The organism is Escherichia sp. E4930 (genome assembly GCF_005845405.1).
Lineage (GTDB): Bacteria > Pseudomonadota > Gammaproteobacteria > Enterobacterales > Enterobacteriaceae > Escherichia.
Genome location: NZ_VCDZ01000018.1, coordinates 57,927 through 74,782 on the forward strand (window position 1 = coordinate 57,927; position 16,856 = coordinate 74,782).

Below are 16,856 nucleotides of genomic sequence, written 5' to 3' on the forward strand. Positions count from 1 at the left end.
TCAACCAGATAAGCGTAGCGCACCAGGCAAGCCGGACGGTGCTGTTGCATCTCCGGCTGCTTCTGCACTAACCAACTAAATGTGCAGTTCCTGCAACTTCTCTTTCGGCAGCGCCAGTTCTTCATTGCTGTTGATGCGCACGTCACGTTCCAGAATGCTACGCGCAATATCCTGTGCTTCCTGCAAAGAGTGCATCTGGTAAGTACCGCACTGATAGACGTTAAGTTCCGGGATCTGATTCTGATCCTGCACTTTCAACACGTCTTCCATTGCCGCTTTCCAGGCATCAGCGACACGCTGCTCATCAGGCGTACCAATCAGACTCATATAAAAACCAGTGCGGCAGCCCATTGGTGAGATATCGATAATCTCAACGCCATTACCGTTAAGATGGTTACGCATAAAACCAGCAAACAGGTGCTCCAGGGTATGGATCCCTCTTTCTGGCATCACTTCTTTGTTCGGCACGCAGAAGCGAAGATCGAACACGGTGATTGCGTCGCCATGCGGGGTGTTCATTGTTTTTGCCACCCGAACTGCAGGCGCTTCCATCCGGGTATGATCGACTGTGAAGCTATCTAACAACGGCATTTAGCCACCTCCGGTAAATTTTTTTTAAATATTCTGAACTCTTTCTTCCCAGGCGAGTCTGAGTATATGAAAGACGCGCATTTGTTATCATCATCCCTGAATTCAGAGATGAAATTTTGGCCACTCACGAGTGGCCTTTTTCTTTTCTGTCAGGCGTGTTTTTCCAGCCACACCGCAAACGGTTCGGTATCAGCGGCTTCCATTTCCTGCTGACGGCGTTCAGACGCCTCGCGCTCGGCGACAAAATCCTCTTCGCGCAGAATTTCCAGCGGCTCTTCACGCAGAAGATTACGGTAGGCTTCTGCAAACGCTTTACCTGTTCCGCCAATGCCAGTATCAATCATAGACCTTAAGATACGCGCAGAGAAAGTCAGATCAGGATTATCGAAGCAGGCGACCAGTTCATCACACACTTTCTGGTACGCTTCGCCGCCGTTAATGCTATCCAGCGTTTGCGCGACGCGTTTTAGATCGCGGAACAGATCTTTCCCCACCTGCGGCAACGGGAACTGCGCGGTTTCGCAACCGATACCCAGCGTCAGGCCCGGTTTGCGACCTTCGAGGATCACCCGGTTCCAGTTAACGCGTGTACAGGCAAGTTCGCTACTGCTCATTTCCGGTGCATCAGCCAGCGCACACCAGACCATAAACAGGTCGAGGAAACGCACCTGCTGTTCATCTACACCAATCGGCGAGAACGGGTTGATGTCCAACGAACGCACTTCAATATATTCAATGCCGCCACGTAACAGCGCATCAGAAGGCGACTCGCCGCTGCGGGTAACACGTTTTGGACGAATCGGCGCGTACAGTTCGTTTTCAATCTGCAGCACGTTGCTGTTGATTTGCAGCCTCTTACCGTCTTTCTCAATACCAATCTTCGCGTACTCTTCCGACGGCGTTTTGATAGCCTGTTTAAGGCCCGCTACGTACTCGTAAAGATCGTTGAAGGTAATACCGAGATTGCTTTGCGATTTATTGGTATAGCCAAGATCGCTCAAACGAAGAGAGGTCGCATACGGCAGGTAATACATACCGCACTCGGTTTTCTCAAACGGCAGCGACGTTGGTTTTCCTTGCAGGAAAGAAGAACAAATCGCCGGAGACGCACCAAACAGATAAGGAATAACCCAACCGAAACGATAGTAATTGCGGATAACGCGGAAATAGCCCGCAGAAATTTTCTCTTTGGCATCAGCGCCCGAGATATCACCGCACTTCGCTTGCCAGAATGCCATTGGCAAAGAGAAATTGTAGTGCACACCGGAAATGGTTTGCATCAGCGCGCCGTAGCGATTTTTCAGCCCTTCACGGTACAGCGTTTTAAAGCGTCCGGTGTTAGAAGTGCCGTACTGTGCCAGTTCGATGTCCTGACCTTCTGCGATGTAGCATGGCATGCTTAACGGCCACATCCGCTCATCGCCCATATTGCGCGCCGTATAACGATGCAGATCGCGCATAAAGGTCAGCATATGTTCAATATCACCATCCACTGGTGTAATAAATTCCAGCAATGCTTCCGCAAAATCGGTGGTTATCCATTTATGCGTCAGTGCGGAACCTAATGCTTCAGGATGACCTGTTGTTGCCAGTGTGCCATCCGCATTAACACGCAAAGTTTCGCGCTCCAGCCCACGCTGTATCCCCTTTAACGCCTGAGGATGTTTTTCCAGCCAGGCCAGCGCCTGTGATACGTCCGGGATCAAATTGACCTCCCGCCTGTCAAAATCGTTTTATTTAGCATAACTGTAATGGTGGCCATATGTGCAGGCCTACAATTAGTGCCACCACATCATGCCCTGAACGGTAGCTACTGCAATCGCAACATAGCGTAACGCTTTACCAAGGCACAAAAAAAAGATTACCGGTCCCCACGAGATGCGCATCCATCCCGCTAACAGACACAGTAAATCGCCAACCACGGGCATCCAGCTTAATAATAGTGTGATTGCACCATATCGTTTCAGCCAGCCGATGGCTTTCTCTTGCCAGCGCGATGTTTTGCGCAGTGGAAAGAAACGCCCAAGGATAACGTTAGTTAGCCCTCCAAGGCTATTACCCATTGTTGCTGTTAACACTAAAACCCAGGGATGACTTACCCCGGAAAGTAACATTGCAACCAGGACTACTTCGGAATTACCGGGTAATAGTGTAGCGCTGAGGAAACTACTGGCAAACAACGAGAAAAGCGATAAAGCTTCACTCACAGCAAGCGAACATCCACTGCGTCCATGCCTGCAGCGCGAGCCGCCTGAATACCGAAATCAGCATCTTCAAAGACCACACACTGCGTTGGTTGCACGCCCATACGCTGTGCGCACAACAAAAATGTGTCTGGCGCAGGTTTATGGTGTTTGACGTGATCGGCGGCAACGACCGTATCAAAATAACGGCGTAATCCCAGGTGCGCCAGCAATGCCTCAGCGATGGCGCTTTCACTCCCCGTTCCAACAGCCATTGGTCGACGTCCGTGCCAGCTTTTCACCACTTCAACAAGAGGAAGCGGTTCGACGCTATCCAGCAGCATACTTCTTACTGCTTCTGTTTTTTCACGCGCTAACGCATGCGGGTCGAGATCGGCCTGATTCAGCTCAATAATCGCCTGAGCAATACGCCAGGTGGGCGAGCCATTAAGCGCAATCATCGCCTGAACATCGTACTGAAGACCGTAATGCCCTAATACTTCGCGCCACGCTTTACGGTGCGTAGGCTCCGTATCCAGGATTGTGCCATCCATATCAAAAATTAAACCTGCATAACGCTCGTACATGGTCTTCTCGCAAGTCGAAAAATATGACGCTACTTTAGCGTAATTGCTTGATTTTGTCGCTGATGGCGAAAGGGAAGATTATTCAGGATATGGATAAAATAGTTATTTAGAAATGAGATATTTTTGAAGGAAATTTTTTGGAGAAGATGGTGCATCCGGGAGGATGACTCACTGGCGTTCGCCCTTCGGGCCGTTGCTGGCGCGACGTTATCCTCCCTGGTGCATACATCAATATTGCAGACCGTGAAGATTATCAATCGTGAGTAATACAGAGAAGATGGTGCATCCGGGAGGATTCGAACCTCCGACCGCTCGGTTCGTAGCCGAGTACTCTATCCAGCTGAGCTACGGATGCATTGGGAAATTTATTTTACTGCTGATATTGATACCGCTACTAAAGCCATATCAAGTAAGAGATGGTGCATCCGGGAGGATTCGAACCTCCGACCGCTCGGTTCGTAGCCGAGTACTCTATCCAGCTGAGCTACGGATGCATCTGGGAAATTTGTTTTACTGCTGATATTGATATCGCTACGAAAGCCATATCAAGTAAGAGATGGTGCATCCGGGAGGATTCGAACCTCCGACCGCTCGGTTCGTAGCCGAGTACTCTATCCAGCTGAGCTACGGATGCAAATGGCGGTGAGGCGGGGATTCGAACCCCGGATGCAGCTTTTGACCGCATACTCCCTTAGCAGGGGAGCGCCTTCAGCCTCTCGGCCACCTCACCACACGCCTCTTACGAGTGCTTCGAAGAACTTGTTTGTCGCTCATCGTCGCTGCGTGGCGCACATATTACTTTCTGAGACTTATAAGTCAAACAATTTTTCCCACACTTTTATCGTTTGCACACTTCGCGCTCAATTAGTCTGTAAAAACGTCAAAAAGAGTGTTTTATCAACAGAAAAACAGGCCTCTGACAGGTAGCAGTGATAGAGAAAAATGAAGGCAAAAGTTAAATGAACGGGAGTAACGCGAAAAGAAAATGAAGTGAAGGAGAAATTTTGAGGGTGCGTCTCACCGTTAAAGATGAGACGCGGAAAGATTAGTAACTGGACTGCTGGGATTTTTCAGCCTGGATACGCTGGTAGATCTCTTCACGGTGAACAGAAACTTCCTTCGGGGCGTTTACGCCAATACGTACCTGGTTGCCCTTTACCCCTAAAACTGTCACGGTGACCTCATCCCCAATCATGAGGGTCTCACCAACTCGACGAGTCAGAATCAGCATTCTTTGCTCCTTGAAAGATTAAAAGAGTCGGGTCTCTCTGTATCCCGGCATTATCCATCATATAACGCCAAAAAGTAAGCAATGACAAACACATTACATCTAAGCAGTCATGGCATTACATTCTGTTAAACCTAAGTTTAGCCGATATACACAACTTCAACCTGACTTTATCATTGTCGATAGCGTCGATGCGAATGCCGTGAAGCAAGTCCACGGCATTGCCTGACACTTATATTATTGCAATTTCGCGCTGACCCAGCCTTTCACACTGGCTAACGCTGCAGGTAAGGCCGCAGCATCCGTACCACCGGCTTGCGCCATGTCAGGACGTCCACCACCCTTGCCGCCCACCTGCTGAGCGACCATACCAATCAGTTCCCCTGCTTTCACGCGATCTGTGACGTCCTTAGATACGCCTGCAATCAGAGAAACCTTACCTTCGGCTACCGTTGCCAGCACGATAATTGTCGACCCCAGCTGATTTTTTAAATCGTCAACCATGGTGCGCAACATTTTCGGCTCAACACCGCTAAGCTCACTAACCAACAGCTTAACACCATTAACATCAATTGCCTTACTGGAAAGATTTGCGCTCTCCTGTGCGGCAGCCTGTTCTTTAAGCTGTTGTAACTCTTTTTCCAGCTGACGCGTACGTTCCAGTACTGAGCGCACTTTATCAGCCAGATTATTGCTATCGCCTTTCAGCAGATGCGCGACTTCGCTTAAGCGATCGCTGTCTGCATGAACGGTGGCGATAGCACCTTCTCCGGTTACCGCTTCGATACGACGAACGCCTGCAGCAGTACCCGATTCAGAAATGATACGGAACAGACCAATATCACCGGTGCGGCTGGCGTGAGTACCACCACACAGCTCGGTGGAGAAATCGCCCATGCTCAGCACACGTACACGTTCATCATACTTCTCGCCGAACAGCGCCATCGCACCTTTCGCTTTCGCCGCGTCGAGATCCATGATGTTGGTTTCAATAGGCAAGTTACGACGAATCTGCGCGTTCACCAGATCTTCGACAGCACGAATCTCTTCTGGTTTCATCGCTTCGTTATGCGAGAAGTCAAAACGCAGCACCTTGTCATTAACCAGCGAACCTTTCTGGGAGACATGAGTACCCAGAACCTGACGCAGCGCAGCGTGCATCAGGTGCGTTGCGGAGTGATTCAGACGAATACGAGCGCGACGAGCTTCATCTACATCCGCCTGTACCGCGTCGCCCACTTTCAGAGAACCCGCAGCAAGTTTACCGATGTGACCAATCGCCTGGCCATATTTCTGCGTATCTTCCACCGCAAAGGAGAAGTTAGCGCCTTTCAGTTCGCCTTTATCGCCAACCTGACCGCCGGATTCTGCATAGAATGGCGTTTGATCCAGCACGACCACAGCTTCCTGGCCTGCATTGATGGCATCAACCGCTTTACCATCAACAAACAGCGCGGTCACTTTGCCGTTCAGTTCCAGATGATCATAGCCTTTAAATTCAGATGCGCTATCAACACGGATCATCGCGTTGTAATCTGCACCAAAGCCGCTGGCTTCGCGCGCACGACGACGCTGCTCTTCCATTGCTGCTTCAAATCCAGCTTCGTCAACTTTGATGTTGCGCTCACGGCAAACGTCAGCCGTCAGGTCAACCGGGAAGCCGTAGGTGTCGTACAGGCGGAAAGCAGTTTCGCCATCCAGCGTATCACCAGAAAGTTTTGCCAGCTCTTCATCCAGCAGCGCCAGACCGCGCTCCAGAGTACGGGCAAACTGCTCTTCTTCAGTCTTCAGCACCTGCTCAACCTGCGCCTGCTGGCGCTTCAGGTCTTCACCCGCAGAGCCCATAACGTCGATCAGCGGACCAACCAGTTTGTAGAAGAAGGTTTCTTTCGCGCCCAGCATATTACCGTGACGCACTGCGCGACGAATGATACGACGCAGTACATAACCACGGTTTTCGTTGGACGGCATTACGCCATCCGCGATCAGGAACGCACAAGAACGAATGTGGTCAGCGATAACGCGCAGCGATTTATTGCTCAGATCGGTCGCGCCAGTCACCTTAGCCACCGCCTGAATCAGCGTACGGAACAGGTCGATATCATAGTTGGAGTTTACGTGTTGCAGCACGGCGGCAATACGCTCCAGACCCATACCGGTATCTACAGACGGCTTCGGCAGCGGTTCCATCGTGCCATCTGCCTGGCGGTTGAACTGCATGAAGACGATGTTCCAGATCTCAATGTAGCGGTCACCGTCTTCTTCCGGGCTTCCCGGAGGGCCACCCCAAATGTGGTCGCCGTGATCGTAGAAGATTTCGGTGCACGGGCCGCACGGACCAGTGTCACCCATCTGCCAGAAGTTGTCAGATGCGTATGGCGCACCTTTGTTATCGCCGATGCGAATAATACGTTCGCGCGGGATCCCTACTTCTTTTTCCCAGATTTCGTAGGCTTCGTCGTCGCTTTCATAGACGGTAACCCACAGACGCTCTTTCGGCAGGGCAAACCATTTTTCGCTGGTCAGCAGTTCCCATGCAAACTGAATGGCATCGTGTTTGAAATAGTCGCCGAAGCTGAAGTTGCCCAGCATTTCGAAGAAGGTATGGTGACGCGCGGTGTAACCGACGTTTTCCAGGTCGTTGTGTTTACCACCCGCACGCACGCAGCGTTGGGAAGTGGTAGCGCGGGAATAATTACGCTTGTCGAGCCCAAGGAACACATCCTTGAACTGGTTCATCCCGGCGTTGGTAAACAACAAAGTTGGGTCGTTATGGGGTACCAGGGAGCTGCTGGCAACTACCTGATGTCCCTTACTATGGAAAAAGTCGAGAAACGCCTGACGGATCTCAGCGGTGCTCTTGCTCATAATTATCCTGAAATCAAGCTAACGAAATATCGCCACCAGCTACAGCGAGTCTTAACCGCCGGGCTGGTAACTGAAAAGTGGGAATAAGATAAGTTTTCTTGACTGGGAAGTAAAATACCGTATGCGTTCAGTCGGCAAAATTTCGCCAAATCTCCTGGATATCTTCCATCAGATAGCCACGATAGAGCAGAAAACGCTGGATCTTAACTTTTTCTGAAAAGACAGTTGGCAAAGGTTCGCCATATTTTCGCGTCGCCTGATCGCGCGCCAGTGCGCACCAGTCGATGTCACATTCACGCATCGCTTTTTCTGTCGCTTCGCGGGAAATACCTTTCTGATTCAGTTCCTGACGGATACGCACAGGTCCATAACCTTTGCGGCTACGGCTGGCGATAAAGCGCGCAACAAATCGGCTGTCATCGAGATAGCCATGTTCATGGCACCAGGCAATAACGCGCTCGTAATCTTCTGCCGTGGCATCAATCTCTTCCGGGCCATTTTTGCCCATAATCGGTGCCGCGAGTTTACGTCGCAGTTCTTGCTCACTGTGATCGCGCACCGCCAGAATGCGTACCGCTCGATCCAACAGGCGAGCATATGCCGGGCGACGGGATGTTGAGTCTGTCATGGCATATCCTTACAACTTAAAAAAGCAAAAGGGCCGCAGATGCGACCCTTGTGTATCAAACAAGACGATTAAAAATCTTCGTTAGTTTCTGCTACGCCTTCGCTGTCATCTACAGAGAAATCCGGCGTTGAGTTCGGGTTGCTCAGCAGCAACTCACGTACTTTCTTCTCGATCTCTTTCGCAGTTTCTGGGTTATCTTTCAGCCAGGCAGTCGCATTCGCTTTACCCTGACCGATCTTCTCACCTTTATAGCTGTACCACGCGCCAGCTTTCTCGATCAGCTTCTCTTTCACGCCCAGGTCAACCAGTTCGCCGTAGAAGTTGATGCCTTCACCGTAGAGGATCTGGAATTCAGCCTGTTTAAACGGCGCTGCAATTTTGTTCTTCACCACTTTCACGCGGGTTTCGCTACCCACTACGTTTTCGCCCTCTTTCACCGCGCCGATACGACGGATGTCGAGACGAACAGAGGCGTAGAATTTCAGCGCGTTACCACCGGTAGTGGTTTCCGGGTTACCGAACATCACACCAATTTTCATACGGATCTGGTTGATGAAGATCAGCAGCGTGTTGGACTGCTTCAGGTTACCCGCCAGCTTACGCATCGCCTGACTCATCATACGTGCTGCAAGGCCCATGTGAGAGTCGCCGATTTCACCTTCGATTTCCGCTTTCGGTGTCAGTGCCGCCACGGAGTCAACGACGATAACGTCTACTGCGCCAGAACGCGCCAGAGCGTCACAGATTTCCAGTGCCTGCTCGCCGGTGTCCGGCTGGGAGCACAGCAGGTTGTCGATATCGACACCCAGTTTACGTGCATAGACTGGGTCCAGCGCGTGTTCAGCATCGATAAACGCACAGGTTTTACCTTCGCGCTGGGCAGCGGCAATCACCTGCAGCGTCAGCGTGGTTTTACCGGAAGATTCCGGTCCGTAGATTTCGACGATACGGCCCATCGGCAGACCACCTGCCCCGAGCGCGATATCCAGTGAAAGCGAACCAGTAGAGATGGTTTCCACATCCATGGAACGGTCTTCACCCAGGCGCATGATGGAGCCTTTACCAAATTGTTTCTCAATCTGGCCCAGTGCTGCCGCCAACGCTTTCTGTTTGTTTTCGTCGATAGCCATTTTTACTCCTGTCATGCCGGGTAATACCGGATAGTCAATATGTTCTGTTGAAGCAATTATACTGTATAGTCATACAGTATCAAGTGTTTTGTAGAAATTGTTGCCGCAGCGTATTTAAGGCATAAGCCGTCGCCTTACGACGCACGGCATCGCGGTCGCCGCTAAAGCATTCCCGGCGGGTAATGCCTTCGCCGCGGGCTGTGGCAAAAGCAAACCAGACGGTGCCGACAGGCTTCTCTTCGCTGCCGCCATCCGGTCCGGCGATGCCACTGATAGCAACCGCATAATCAGCACGAGCCGCTTTCAGTGCGCCTATCGCCATTTCCACCACGACAGGTTCACTCACCGCGCCATGCTGCGCCAGCGTCTCTTCGCGTACGCCGATCATCTGCGCTTTGGCTTCGTTACTGTAGGTGACAAATCCGCGTTCAAACCAGGCGGAACTGCCGGCAATATCGGTAATCACTTTCGCTACCCAACCGCCAGTACAGGATTCAGCGGTTGTTACGGTTGCGCCACGGGATTTCAGCGCCAGCCCTACCTGCTCGCTTAACTGCATCAGTTCACTGTCAGTCATCACAACCTCTGTCAGTCAAAAATTTATGCCGGACAAGATAGCACTTTCCCGTAAAAGATGGGGACGAGCGATTCATTTTACGAGTCGCATTCCGAAATAAGACTGTTGCGACCAACCAGTAAAGAAAAAGGCTACCATGCCGCGTTCGCATTGATATGTATTCACAGGGAGAGAAAAGCAATGGCAACAAAGAAAACGGATAACACCCCACAAAACGTACTCAAACAGACCACGCAAATGCGCATGTGGGTCACCATTGGCGGCGTCAGCGCCCTGGTTGCAGTGGTATGTAAGATTTTATCTTCTGGCTATCTTGAACCTTTCGACTTCGGTCAGGCTGCGTTAGGCGTTGTCTGCCTGGGATATGCGATATCGCTGTCAAAAAAAATCAGGCAATTACGTCATTCGAATAAACAGTAAGAAAGCAGAGGGAAGTTTAACCTCCCTCTTGCAGATAGTTACTGTACGCGCGCCAGCGCCACGGCTTGTCCTAACTGCCAGACCGCCATTGCGTAATGGGTGCTGTGGTTATAACGGGTAATGGTGTAGAAGTTCGGCAGACCGTACCAGTACTGATAACCTGTTCCAACATCCAGACGCAGCAGGCTGGCCTGTTGATGGTTGCCCAGCGACTGCTGTGGCGTTAAACCTGCCGCAGCAAGCTGCGAAATGCTGTACTTGGTTTTGAAACCATTTGGCAAACCTGGAGCCTGGCCGTTTGCCATTACCGCGACCTGATCGCCTTTCACCCAGCCGTGCGCTTTGAAATAGTTCGCCACACTACCGATCGCATCAACCGGATCCCACAGGTTGATATGCCCGTCGCCGCTGAAATCTACCGCATATTGTTTGTAAGACGACGGCATAAACTGTCCGTAGCCCATCGCACCGGCAAAGGAACCTTTCAGATTGAGCGGATCGTCCTGCTCATCACGCGCCATCAGCAGGAAAGTTTCCAGCTCGCCAGAGAAATACTCCGCGCGGCGTGGGTAGTTAAATGACAGCGTTGCCAGCGCATCGAGGATGCGGGTTTTCCCCATCACGCGCCCCCAGCGGGTTTCAACGCCGATAATCCCGACGATAATTTCCGGCGGTACGCCATACACCTGCCACGCGCGATTCAGCGCATCTTCATACTGATTCCAGAAAACCACGCCGTTCTGCACGTTATCCGGCGTAATAAATTTTTTGCGATAACGCAGCCATGCGCCGTTCGGACCAGATGGCGGTTTCACCGATGTGGTTGGTGCCTGGTTATCCATCAGCCGCAGTACCGAATCCAGACGTTTCGCCTGAGAGAGAATTTCCTGCAACTGCTGACGATCGAAACCATGTTTGTTCACCATTTTTTCGATGAACTGCTGCGCATTGGGGTTATTGGCGAAATCTCCGCCCATCTGCATCACATTGTGCTGCGGCTCAAGCAGGAAGCCGCCTGACGGCGTTCCGGTGGTTGTCTCAGTCGGTTTTGGCTTGCTGCTACAGGCGGCAAGTAACACAAAAAGGGGAAGCAATGTTACATAACGATGCTTGAACATGAGGGGTCCATTTAACAAATTCAACCAGGGGCAAGTATGGTAAAGCATCCCGCCCAGCACAAGGAAGCGGTAGTCTGTTTTCGGCACTCAATTTCTCTTTAGTCTCTTCTTTCAGTTCATATTTTTTCTTAAAGTATGTTGTAACTAAATCTCGCATATATTGTTTCCCTTCCCATAGCGCTGGATAATGAGCGCTCATTCCGGCCATCAATCCCTGGCTGGAATAAATAAATGGACCTTAACCGGAGAGAGCAATGAGTGAAGCACTACTGAACGCGGGACGTCAGACGTTAATGCTGGAGTTGCAGGAAGCAAGCCATTTACCGGAACGTCTGGGCGATGATTTCGTTCGCGCCGCCAATATCATCCTGCACTGCGAAGGCAAAGTGGTGGTTTCGGGAATTGGCAAATCGGGCCACATTGGTAAGAAAATCGCCGCAACACTTGCCAGCACCGGCACACCGGCTTTTTTTGTCCACCCGGCAGAAGCACTGCACGGCGATCTGGGGATGATTGAAAGCCGCGATGTGATGCTGTTTATCTCTTACTCCGGTGGCGCGAAGGAACTGGATCTGATTATTCCGCGTCTGGAAGATAAATCTATCGCGCTGCTGGCGATGACCGGCAAACCGACGTCACCGCTGGGCCTGGCGGCAAAAGCGGTGCTGGATATCTCCGTAGAACGCGAAGCCTGCCCGATGCACCTTGCGCCGACCTCCAGCACCGTCAATACCCTGATGATGGGTGACGCGCTGGCGATGGCGGTCATGCAGGCGCGCGGATTTAATGAAGAAGATTTTGCCCGCTCCCACCCAGCCGGGGCACTGGGCGCTCGCTTGCTGAATAAAGTGCATCATCTGATGCGCCGTGATGACGCTATCCCGCAGGTAGCGTTAACCGCCAGCGTGATGGATGCGATGCTGGAACTCAGCCGCACCGGTCTGGGGCTGGTGGCGGTATGTGACGCTCAACAACAGGTACAAGGCGTCTTTACCGACGGCGATTTACGTCGCTGGCTGGTTGGCGGCGGCGCACTCACCACGCCAGTTAATGAAGCGATGACGACAGGCGGCACCACATTACAGGCGCAAAGTCGCGCCATCGACGCCAAAGAGATCCTGATGAAGCGCAAAATCACTGCCGCACCAGTGGTAGATGAAAACGGCAAACTCACCGGCGCAATTAACCTGCAGGATTTCTATCAGGCCGGGATTATTTAATCCTTCAATCCCAGACGTTTCGCCAACCGATGCAGGTTGGCGACGTCAGTTTCCAGCATTCGCGCACAGGCGGCCCAGTTGTGATGATTTTGTGCCAGTGCCTGGCGAATGGTTTCACGCTGGAACGCTTCTGTCGCTTCACGCAGATTTTGCTTAACAACGGGCACCGCCGCCGTTTCTGGCGGCGGCAACGTCACCTCAGGAAAAGCAAAATGTTGCGCCTCGAGAATCACTTCATCGCCACTGCGGGTCGCTCTCGCCAGCACTACCGCCCGATGAATAGCATGTTCCAGTTCACGAACGTTCCCCGGAAAATTGTAGTGTTGCAGTAAATTTCGCGCTCCGGCACTTAATACCACGCGGGAGAGCCCCAGCCGCAAACGACACTGCTCGCAGAAATACCCCGCCAGCAGAATGACATCATCGCCCCGCTCACGCAGCGGCGGCACCGAAAGTGGAAACACGCTCAGGCGATGAAACAAATCGGCGCGGAATCGCCCTGCCAGCACCTCTTCGCGTAAGTCGCGGTTAGTCGCCGCCAGCACGCGCACATCGACCCGCAAACTACGGTCATCGCCAACGCGCTGAATATCGCCATACTGCAACACCCTCAGCAGCTTGGCCTGCAATGCCAACGACAACTCGCCGATCTCATCCAGAAACAGCGTGCCGTTATCCGCCATTTCAAACTTCCCGCTGCGGTTACTGATAGCGCCAGTAAACGCTCCTTTCACATGCCCGAACAACTCACTTTCCGCCACACTTTCCGGCAGTGCAGCACAGTTGAGATAGACCAGCGGATTCACCGCCCGTGGCGAGGCTTCATGAATCGCTTTCGCCACCAGCTCCTTACCGGTTCCCGTCTCACCGCTGATCAGGACGTTGAGATCGGACGCCGCCACAATCTCAATCTCTTTTTTCAATTGCGTAATGCCTGGAGACAGACCGATCATCTGCGTCTGTTTCACCGCTTCAAACGGCGTGGCATCGCCTGGCAGCATATTCTGGCTTTCCAGTTGTTCAATCAGCAACGCATTGCTTAACGCTCCCGCCGCCAGCGCGGCAATCAGCCGTAACTCTTCGTCGCTGAAAACATCGAACTGATCGGGCTGCATCCCGTCGAGCGTCAATGCGCCGATCAGGTTTTGCCCGGCAAACAATGGCAGACCAACGCAGGCGTGAACCTTCAGACTCTCCTGCCCGGGAATCAAACCGTCATAGGGATCGGGCAATTCGCTGTCTGCGGGAAAGCGCACCACGTCCCCGGCGCGGGCAATCGCTTCCAGCCGTGGATGCCCTTCCAGCGCAAAGCGTCTACCGAGTACATCCTTTGCCAGACCGTCGATGGCAAGCGGAATAAACTGACGCGAATCGTAACGTAGCAACGCAGACGCATCGCACTCCAGCACCTGACGTAGCGTGGTGATCAGGCGCTGAAAACGATCCTGATGACCAATCCCACGCTGCAATTCGATGGCGATATTCGCCAGCACATCAACGGAAAAACTCATCTTTGCCTCACTGTCAATTTGACTATAGATATTGTCATATCGACCATTTGATTGATAGTCATTTTGACTACTCATTAATGAGCATGAATTAATTTACACATCAAAATCAATCAGATAAAAAACTGGCACGCAATCTGCAATTAGCAAGACATCTTTTTAGAACACGCTGAATAAATTGAGGTTGCTATGTCTATTGTGGTGAAAAATAACATTCATTGGGTTGGTCAACGTGACTGGGAAGTGCGTGATTTTCACGGTACAGAATATAAAACGCTGCGCGGCAGCAGCTACAACAGCTACCTCATCCGCGAAGAAAAAAACGTGCTGATCGACACCGTCGACCATAAATTCAGCCGCGAATTTGTGCAGAACCTGCGTAATGAAATCGATCTGGCGGATATCGATTACATCGTGATTAACCATGCAGAAGAGGACCACGCTGGGGCGCTGACCGAACTGATGGCGCAAATTCCCGATACGCCGATTTACTGTACTGCCAACGCTATCGACTCGATAAATGGTCATCACCATCATCCGGAGTGGAATTTTAATGTGGTGAAAACTGGCGACACGCTGGATATCGGCAACGGCAAACAGCTCATTTTTGTCGAAACACCAATGCTGCACTGGCCGGACAGCATGATGACTTACCTGACAGGCGACGCGGTGCTGTTCAGTAACGATGCTTTCGGTCAGCACTACTGCGACGAGCATCTGTTCAACGATGAAGTGGATCAGACGGAACTTTTCGAGCAGTGCCAGCGTTACTACGCCAATATCCTGACGCCGTTCAGCCGCCTGGTAACGCCGAAAATTACCGAGATCCTGGGCTTTAACTTACCAGTCGATATGATAGCGACCTCCCACGGCGTGGTCTGGCGCGATAACCCGACGCAAATTGTCGAGCTGTACCTGAAGTGGGCGGCTGACTATCAGGAAGACAGAATCACCATTTTCTACGACACCATGTCGAACAACACCCGCATGATGGCTGACGCTATCGCCCAGGGGATTGCGGAAACCGACCCACGCGTGGCGGTGAAAATTTTCAACGTCGCCCGAAGCGATAAAAACGAAATCCTGACCAATGTCTTCCGCTCAAAAGGCGTGCTGGTCGGCACTTCGACGATGAATAACGTGATGATGCCGAAAATCGCCGGGCTGGTGGAGGAGATGACTGGATTACGCTTCCGTAACAAACGCGCCAGTGCTTTCGGCTCTCACGGCTGGAGCGGCGGTGCGGTAGATCGTCTTTCCACGCGCCTGCAGGATGCAGGTTTCGAAATGTCGCTTAGCCTGAAAGCTAAATGGCGACCGGACCAGGACGCTCTGGAGTTATGCCGTGAACACGGTCGCGAAATCGCCCGTCAGTGGGCGCTCGCGCCGCTGCCGCAGAGCACGGTGAATACGGTAGTTAAAGAAGAAACCTCTGCCACCACGACGGCTGACCTCGGCCCACGGATGCAGTGCAGCGTCTGCCAGTGGATTTACGATCCGGCAAAAGGCGAGCCAATGCAGGACGTTGCGCCAGGAACGCCGTGGAGTGAAGTTCCGGATAACTTCCTCTGCCCGGAATGCTCCCTCGGCAAAGACGTCTTTGACGAACTGGCATCGGAGGCAAAATGAGCAACGGCATTGTGATCATTGGTTCGGGCTTCGCCGCCCGCCAACTGGTGAAAAATATTCGCAAACAGGACGCCAGTATTCCATTAACCCTGATTGCCGCCGACAGCATGGATGAGTACAACAAACCTGACCTCAGCCATGTTATTAGCCAGGGGCAATGTGCCGACGACCTTACCCGCCAGACAGCAGGTGAATTTGCCGGGCAGTTTAATCTGCACCTGTTTCCGCACACCTGGGTGACGGATATCGATGCCGAAGCCCATGTGGTGAAAAGCCAGAATAATCAGTGGCAATACGACAAGCTGGTGCTGGCAACCGGTGCCAGTGCCTTTGTCCCGCCTGTGCCTGGGCGTGAGTTAATGCTGACGTTAAATAGTCAGCAAGAGTATCGCGCCTGTGAAACGCAACTGCGGGATGCCCGACGCGTGTTGATTGTTGGCGGTGGCTTGATTGGTAGCGAACTGGCGATGGATTTTTGTCGGGCAGGCAAAGCGGTCACGCTAATCGACAACGCTGCCAGTATTCTGGCGTCGTTAATGCCACCGGAAGTAAGCAGCCGCTTGCAGCATCGGTTGACGGAGATGGGCGTTCATCTGCTGTTGAAATCTCAGTTGCAGGGGCTGGAAAAAACGGATTCTGGCATTCTGGCAACGCTGGACCGCCAGCGTAGCATCGAAGTGGATGCAGTAATTGCCGCCACCGGACTGCGCCCGGAAACCGCCCTGGCACGACGCGCCGGGCTGACGATTAATCGCGGCGTTTGCGTCGATAGTTATCTGCAAACCAGTAATACCGATATTTACGCGCTGGGCGATTGCGCGGAAATTAACGGTCAGGTATTGCCGTTCCTCCAGCCGATTCAACTTAGCGCGATGGTGCTGGCAAAAAATCTTCTCGGCAATAACACGCCGCTGAAACTCCCGGCGATGCTGGTGAAAATCAAAACGCCGGAATTACCGCTGCATCTGGCAGGCGAAACCCAGCGTCAGGATTTACGCTGGCAGATTAATACCGAACGCCAGGGAATGGTGGCGCGCGGCGTTGACGATGCTGACCAGCTTCGCGCCTTTGTGGTCAGTGAGGATCGGATGAAAGAGGCATTTGGATTGTTGAAAACATTGCCGATGTAGGTGGGCTACTGTGCCTAAAATGTCGGATGCGACGCTGGT

At 52.2% G+C, this 16,856-nt stretch carries 15 protein-coding genes and 4 tRNA genes; 4 read left to right on the forward strand and 15 right to left on the reverse strand.

The genetic code is table 11. The annotated features are described in order from the left end of the window. Positions 1 to 75: 75 nt before the first annotated feature. The 13 genes from luxS to pncC form a co-directional block, all read right to left on the reverse strand. Complete coding sequence (gene luxS, locus FFT88_RS19040; protein ID WP_001130211.1) at positions 76 to 591, reverse strand: S-ribosylhomocysteine lyase; 516 nt, start codon at positions 589 to 591, stop codon at positions 76 to 78. Positions 592 to 740: 149 nt separating this feature from the next. Further along, positions 741 to 2,297 carry a glutamate--cysteine ligase gene (gene gshA, locus FFT88_RS19045; RefSeq protein WP_000611804.1) on the reverse strand — a complete coding sequence of 519 codons (1,557 nt, stop codon included), beginning with the start codon at positions 2,295 to 2,297 and terminating at the stop codon, positions 741 to 743. 72 nt (positions 2,298 to 2,369) lie between these two features. Next, positions 2,370 to 2,798 carry a YqaA family protein gene (locus tag FFT88_RS19050; RefSeq protein WP_064529936.1) on the reverse strand — a complete coding sequence of 143 codons (429 nt, stop codon included), beginning with the start codon at positions 2,796 to 2,798 and terminating at the stop codon, positions 2,370 to 2,372. Beyond that, a complete protein-coding gene (yqaB, locus tag FFT88_RS19055) occupies positions 2,795 to 3,361 on the reverse strand; it encodes a fructose-1-phosphate/6-phosphogluconate phosphatase (RefSeq protein WP_063120524.1) in 567 nt (188 codons plus the stop codon). Before yqaB ends, FFT88_RS19050 begins: the two co-directional genes overlap by 4 nt. Before the next feature lie 278 nt (positions 3,362 to 3,639). Then, positions 3,640 to 3,716, reverse strand: a tRNA-Arg gene (locus FFT88_RS19060). A 62-nt stretch (positions 3,717 to 3,778) separates the two neighbouring features. Continuing rightward, positions 3,779 to 3,855, reverse strand: a tRNA-Arg gene (locus FFT88_RS19065). A 63-nt stretch (positions 3,856 to 3,918) separates the two neighbouring features. Further along, positions 3,919 to 3,995, reverse strand: a tRNA-Arg gene (locus tag FFT88_RS19070). A gap of 3 nt (positions 3,996 to 3,998) precedes the next feature. Beyond that, positions 3,999 to 4,091: transfer RNA gene (locus tag FFT88_RS19075), tRNA-Ser, on the reverse strand. Positions 4,092 to 4,406: 315 nt separating this feature from the next. After that, positions 4,407 to 4,592 carry a carbon storage regulator CsrA gene (csrA, locus tag FFT88_RS19080; RefSeq protein WP_000906486.1) on the reverse strand — a complete coding sequence of 62 codons (186 nt, stop codon included), beginning with the start codon at positions 4,590 to 4,592 and terminating at the stop codon, positions 4,407 to 4,409. Positions 4,593 to 4,826: 234 nt separating this feature from the next. Continuing rightward, positions 4,827 to 7,457, reverse strand: a complete 2,631-nt coding sequence (gene alaS / locus FFT88_RS19085) for an alanine--tRNA ligase (protein WP_135403805.1) — start codon at positions 7,455 to 7,457, stop codon at positions 4,827 to 4,829. 127 nt (positions 7,458 to 7,584) lie between these two features. After that, positions 7,585 to 8,085, reverse strand: coding sequence for a recombination regulator RecX (recX, locus tag FFT88_RS19090; RefSeq protein WP_135403804.1), 501 nt, complete (start codon positions 8,083 to 8,085; stop codon positions 7,585 to 7,587). Positions 8,086 to 8,153: 68 nt separating this feature from the next. Continuing rightward, entirely contained in the window at positions 8,154 to 9,215 is a 1,062-nt protein-coding gene (gene recA, locus FFT88_RS19095) for a recombinase RecA (RefSeq protein WP_000963153.1), read from the reverse strand. Between the two features lie 79 nt (positions 9,216 to 9,294). Further along, entirely contained in the window at positions 9,295 to 9,792 is a 498-nt protein-coding gene (gene pncC / locus FFT88_RS19100) for a nicotinamide-nucleotide amidase (protein WP_130214441.1), read from the reverse strand. A gap of 180 nt (positions 9,793 to 9,972) precedes the next feature. On the opposite strand from pncC, the gene FFT88_RS19105 reads away from it, so the two are divergent. After that, the gene (locus tag FFT88_RS19105) at positions 9,973 to 10,212 is read left to right on the forward strand and encodes a hypothetical protein (protein WP_135403803.1); all 240 of its coding nucleotides are present in this window, start codon (positions 9,973 to 9,975) and stop codon (positions 10,210 to 10,212) included. Between the two features lie 38 nt (positions 10,213 to 10,250). Here FFT88_RS19105 and mltB read toward each other — a convergent pair whose 3' ends face one another. After that, the gene (gene mltB, locus FFT88_RS19110) at positions 10,251 to 11,330 is read right to left on the reverse strand and encodes a lytic murein transglycosylase B (RefSeq protein ID WP_135403802.1); all 1,080 of its coding nucleotides are present in this window, start codon (positions 11,328 to 11,330) and stop codon (positions 10,251 to 10,253) included. Between the two features lie 254 nt (positions 11,331 to 11,584). Between mltB and gutQ the strand changes: the two genes are divergently transcribed. After that, complete coding sequence (gutQ, locus tag FFT88_RS19115; RefSeq protein ID WP_001287400.1) at positions 11,585 to 12,550, forward strand: arabinose-5-phosphate isomerase GutQ; 966 nt, start codon at positions 11,585 to 11,587, stop codon at positions 12,548 to 12,550. On the opposite strand, the gene norR is transcribed toward gutQ, so the two are convergent. After that, a complete protein-coding gene (norR, locus tag FFT88_RS19120) occupies positions 12,547 to 14,061 on the reverse strand; it encodes a nitric oxide reductase transcriptional regulator NorR (protein ID WP_135403801.1) in 1,515 nt (504 codons plus the stop codon). The genes gutQ and norR overlap by 4 nt on opposite strands. Before the next feature lie 186 nt (positions 14,062 to 14,247). On the opposite strand from norR, the gene norV reads away from it, so the two are divergent. Together norV and norW are read left to right on the forward strand one after the other, a co-directional pair. Continuing rightward, positions 14,248 to 15,687: an anaerobic nitric oxide reductase flavorubredoxin gene (gene norV / locus FFT88_RS19125; protein ID WP_000029622.1), complete on the forward strand. Its 1,440-nt coding sequence runs from the start codon at positions 14,248 to 14,250 to the stop codon at positions 15,685 to 15,687. Next, a complete protein-coding gene (norW, locus tag FFT88_RS19130; RefSeq protein WP_135403800.1) occupies positions 15,684 to 16,817 on the forward strand; it encodes an NADH:flavorubredoxin reductase NorW in 1,134 nt (377 codons plus the stop codon). Before norV ends, norW begins: the two co-directional genes overlap by 4 nt. Positions 16,818 to 16,856: the final 39 nt, after the last annotated feature.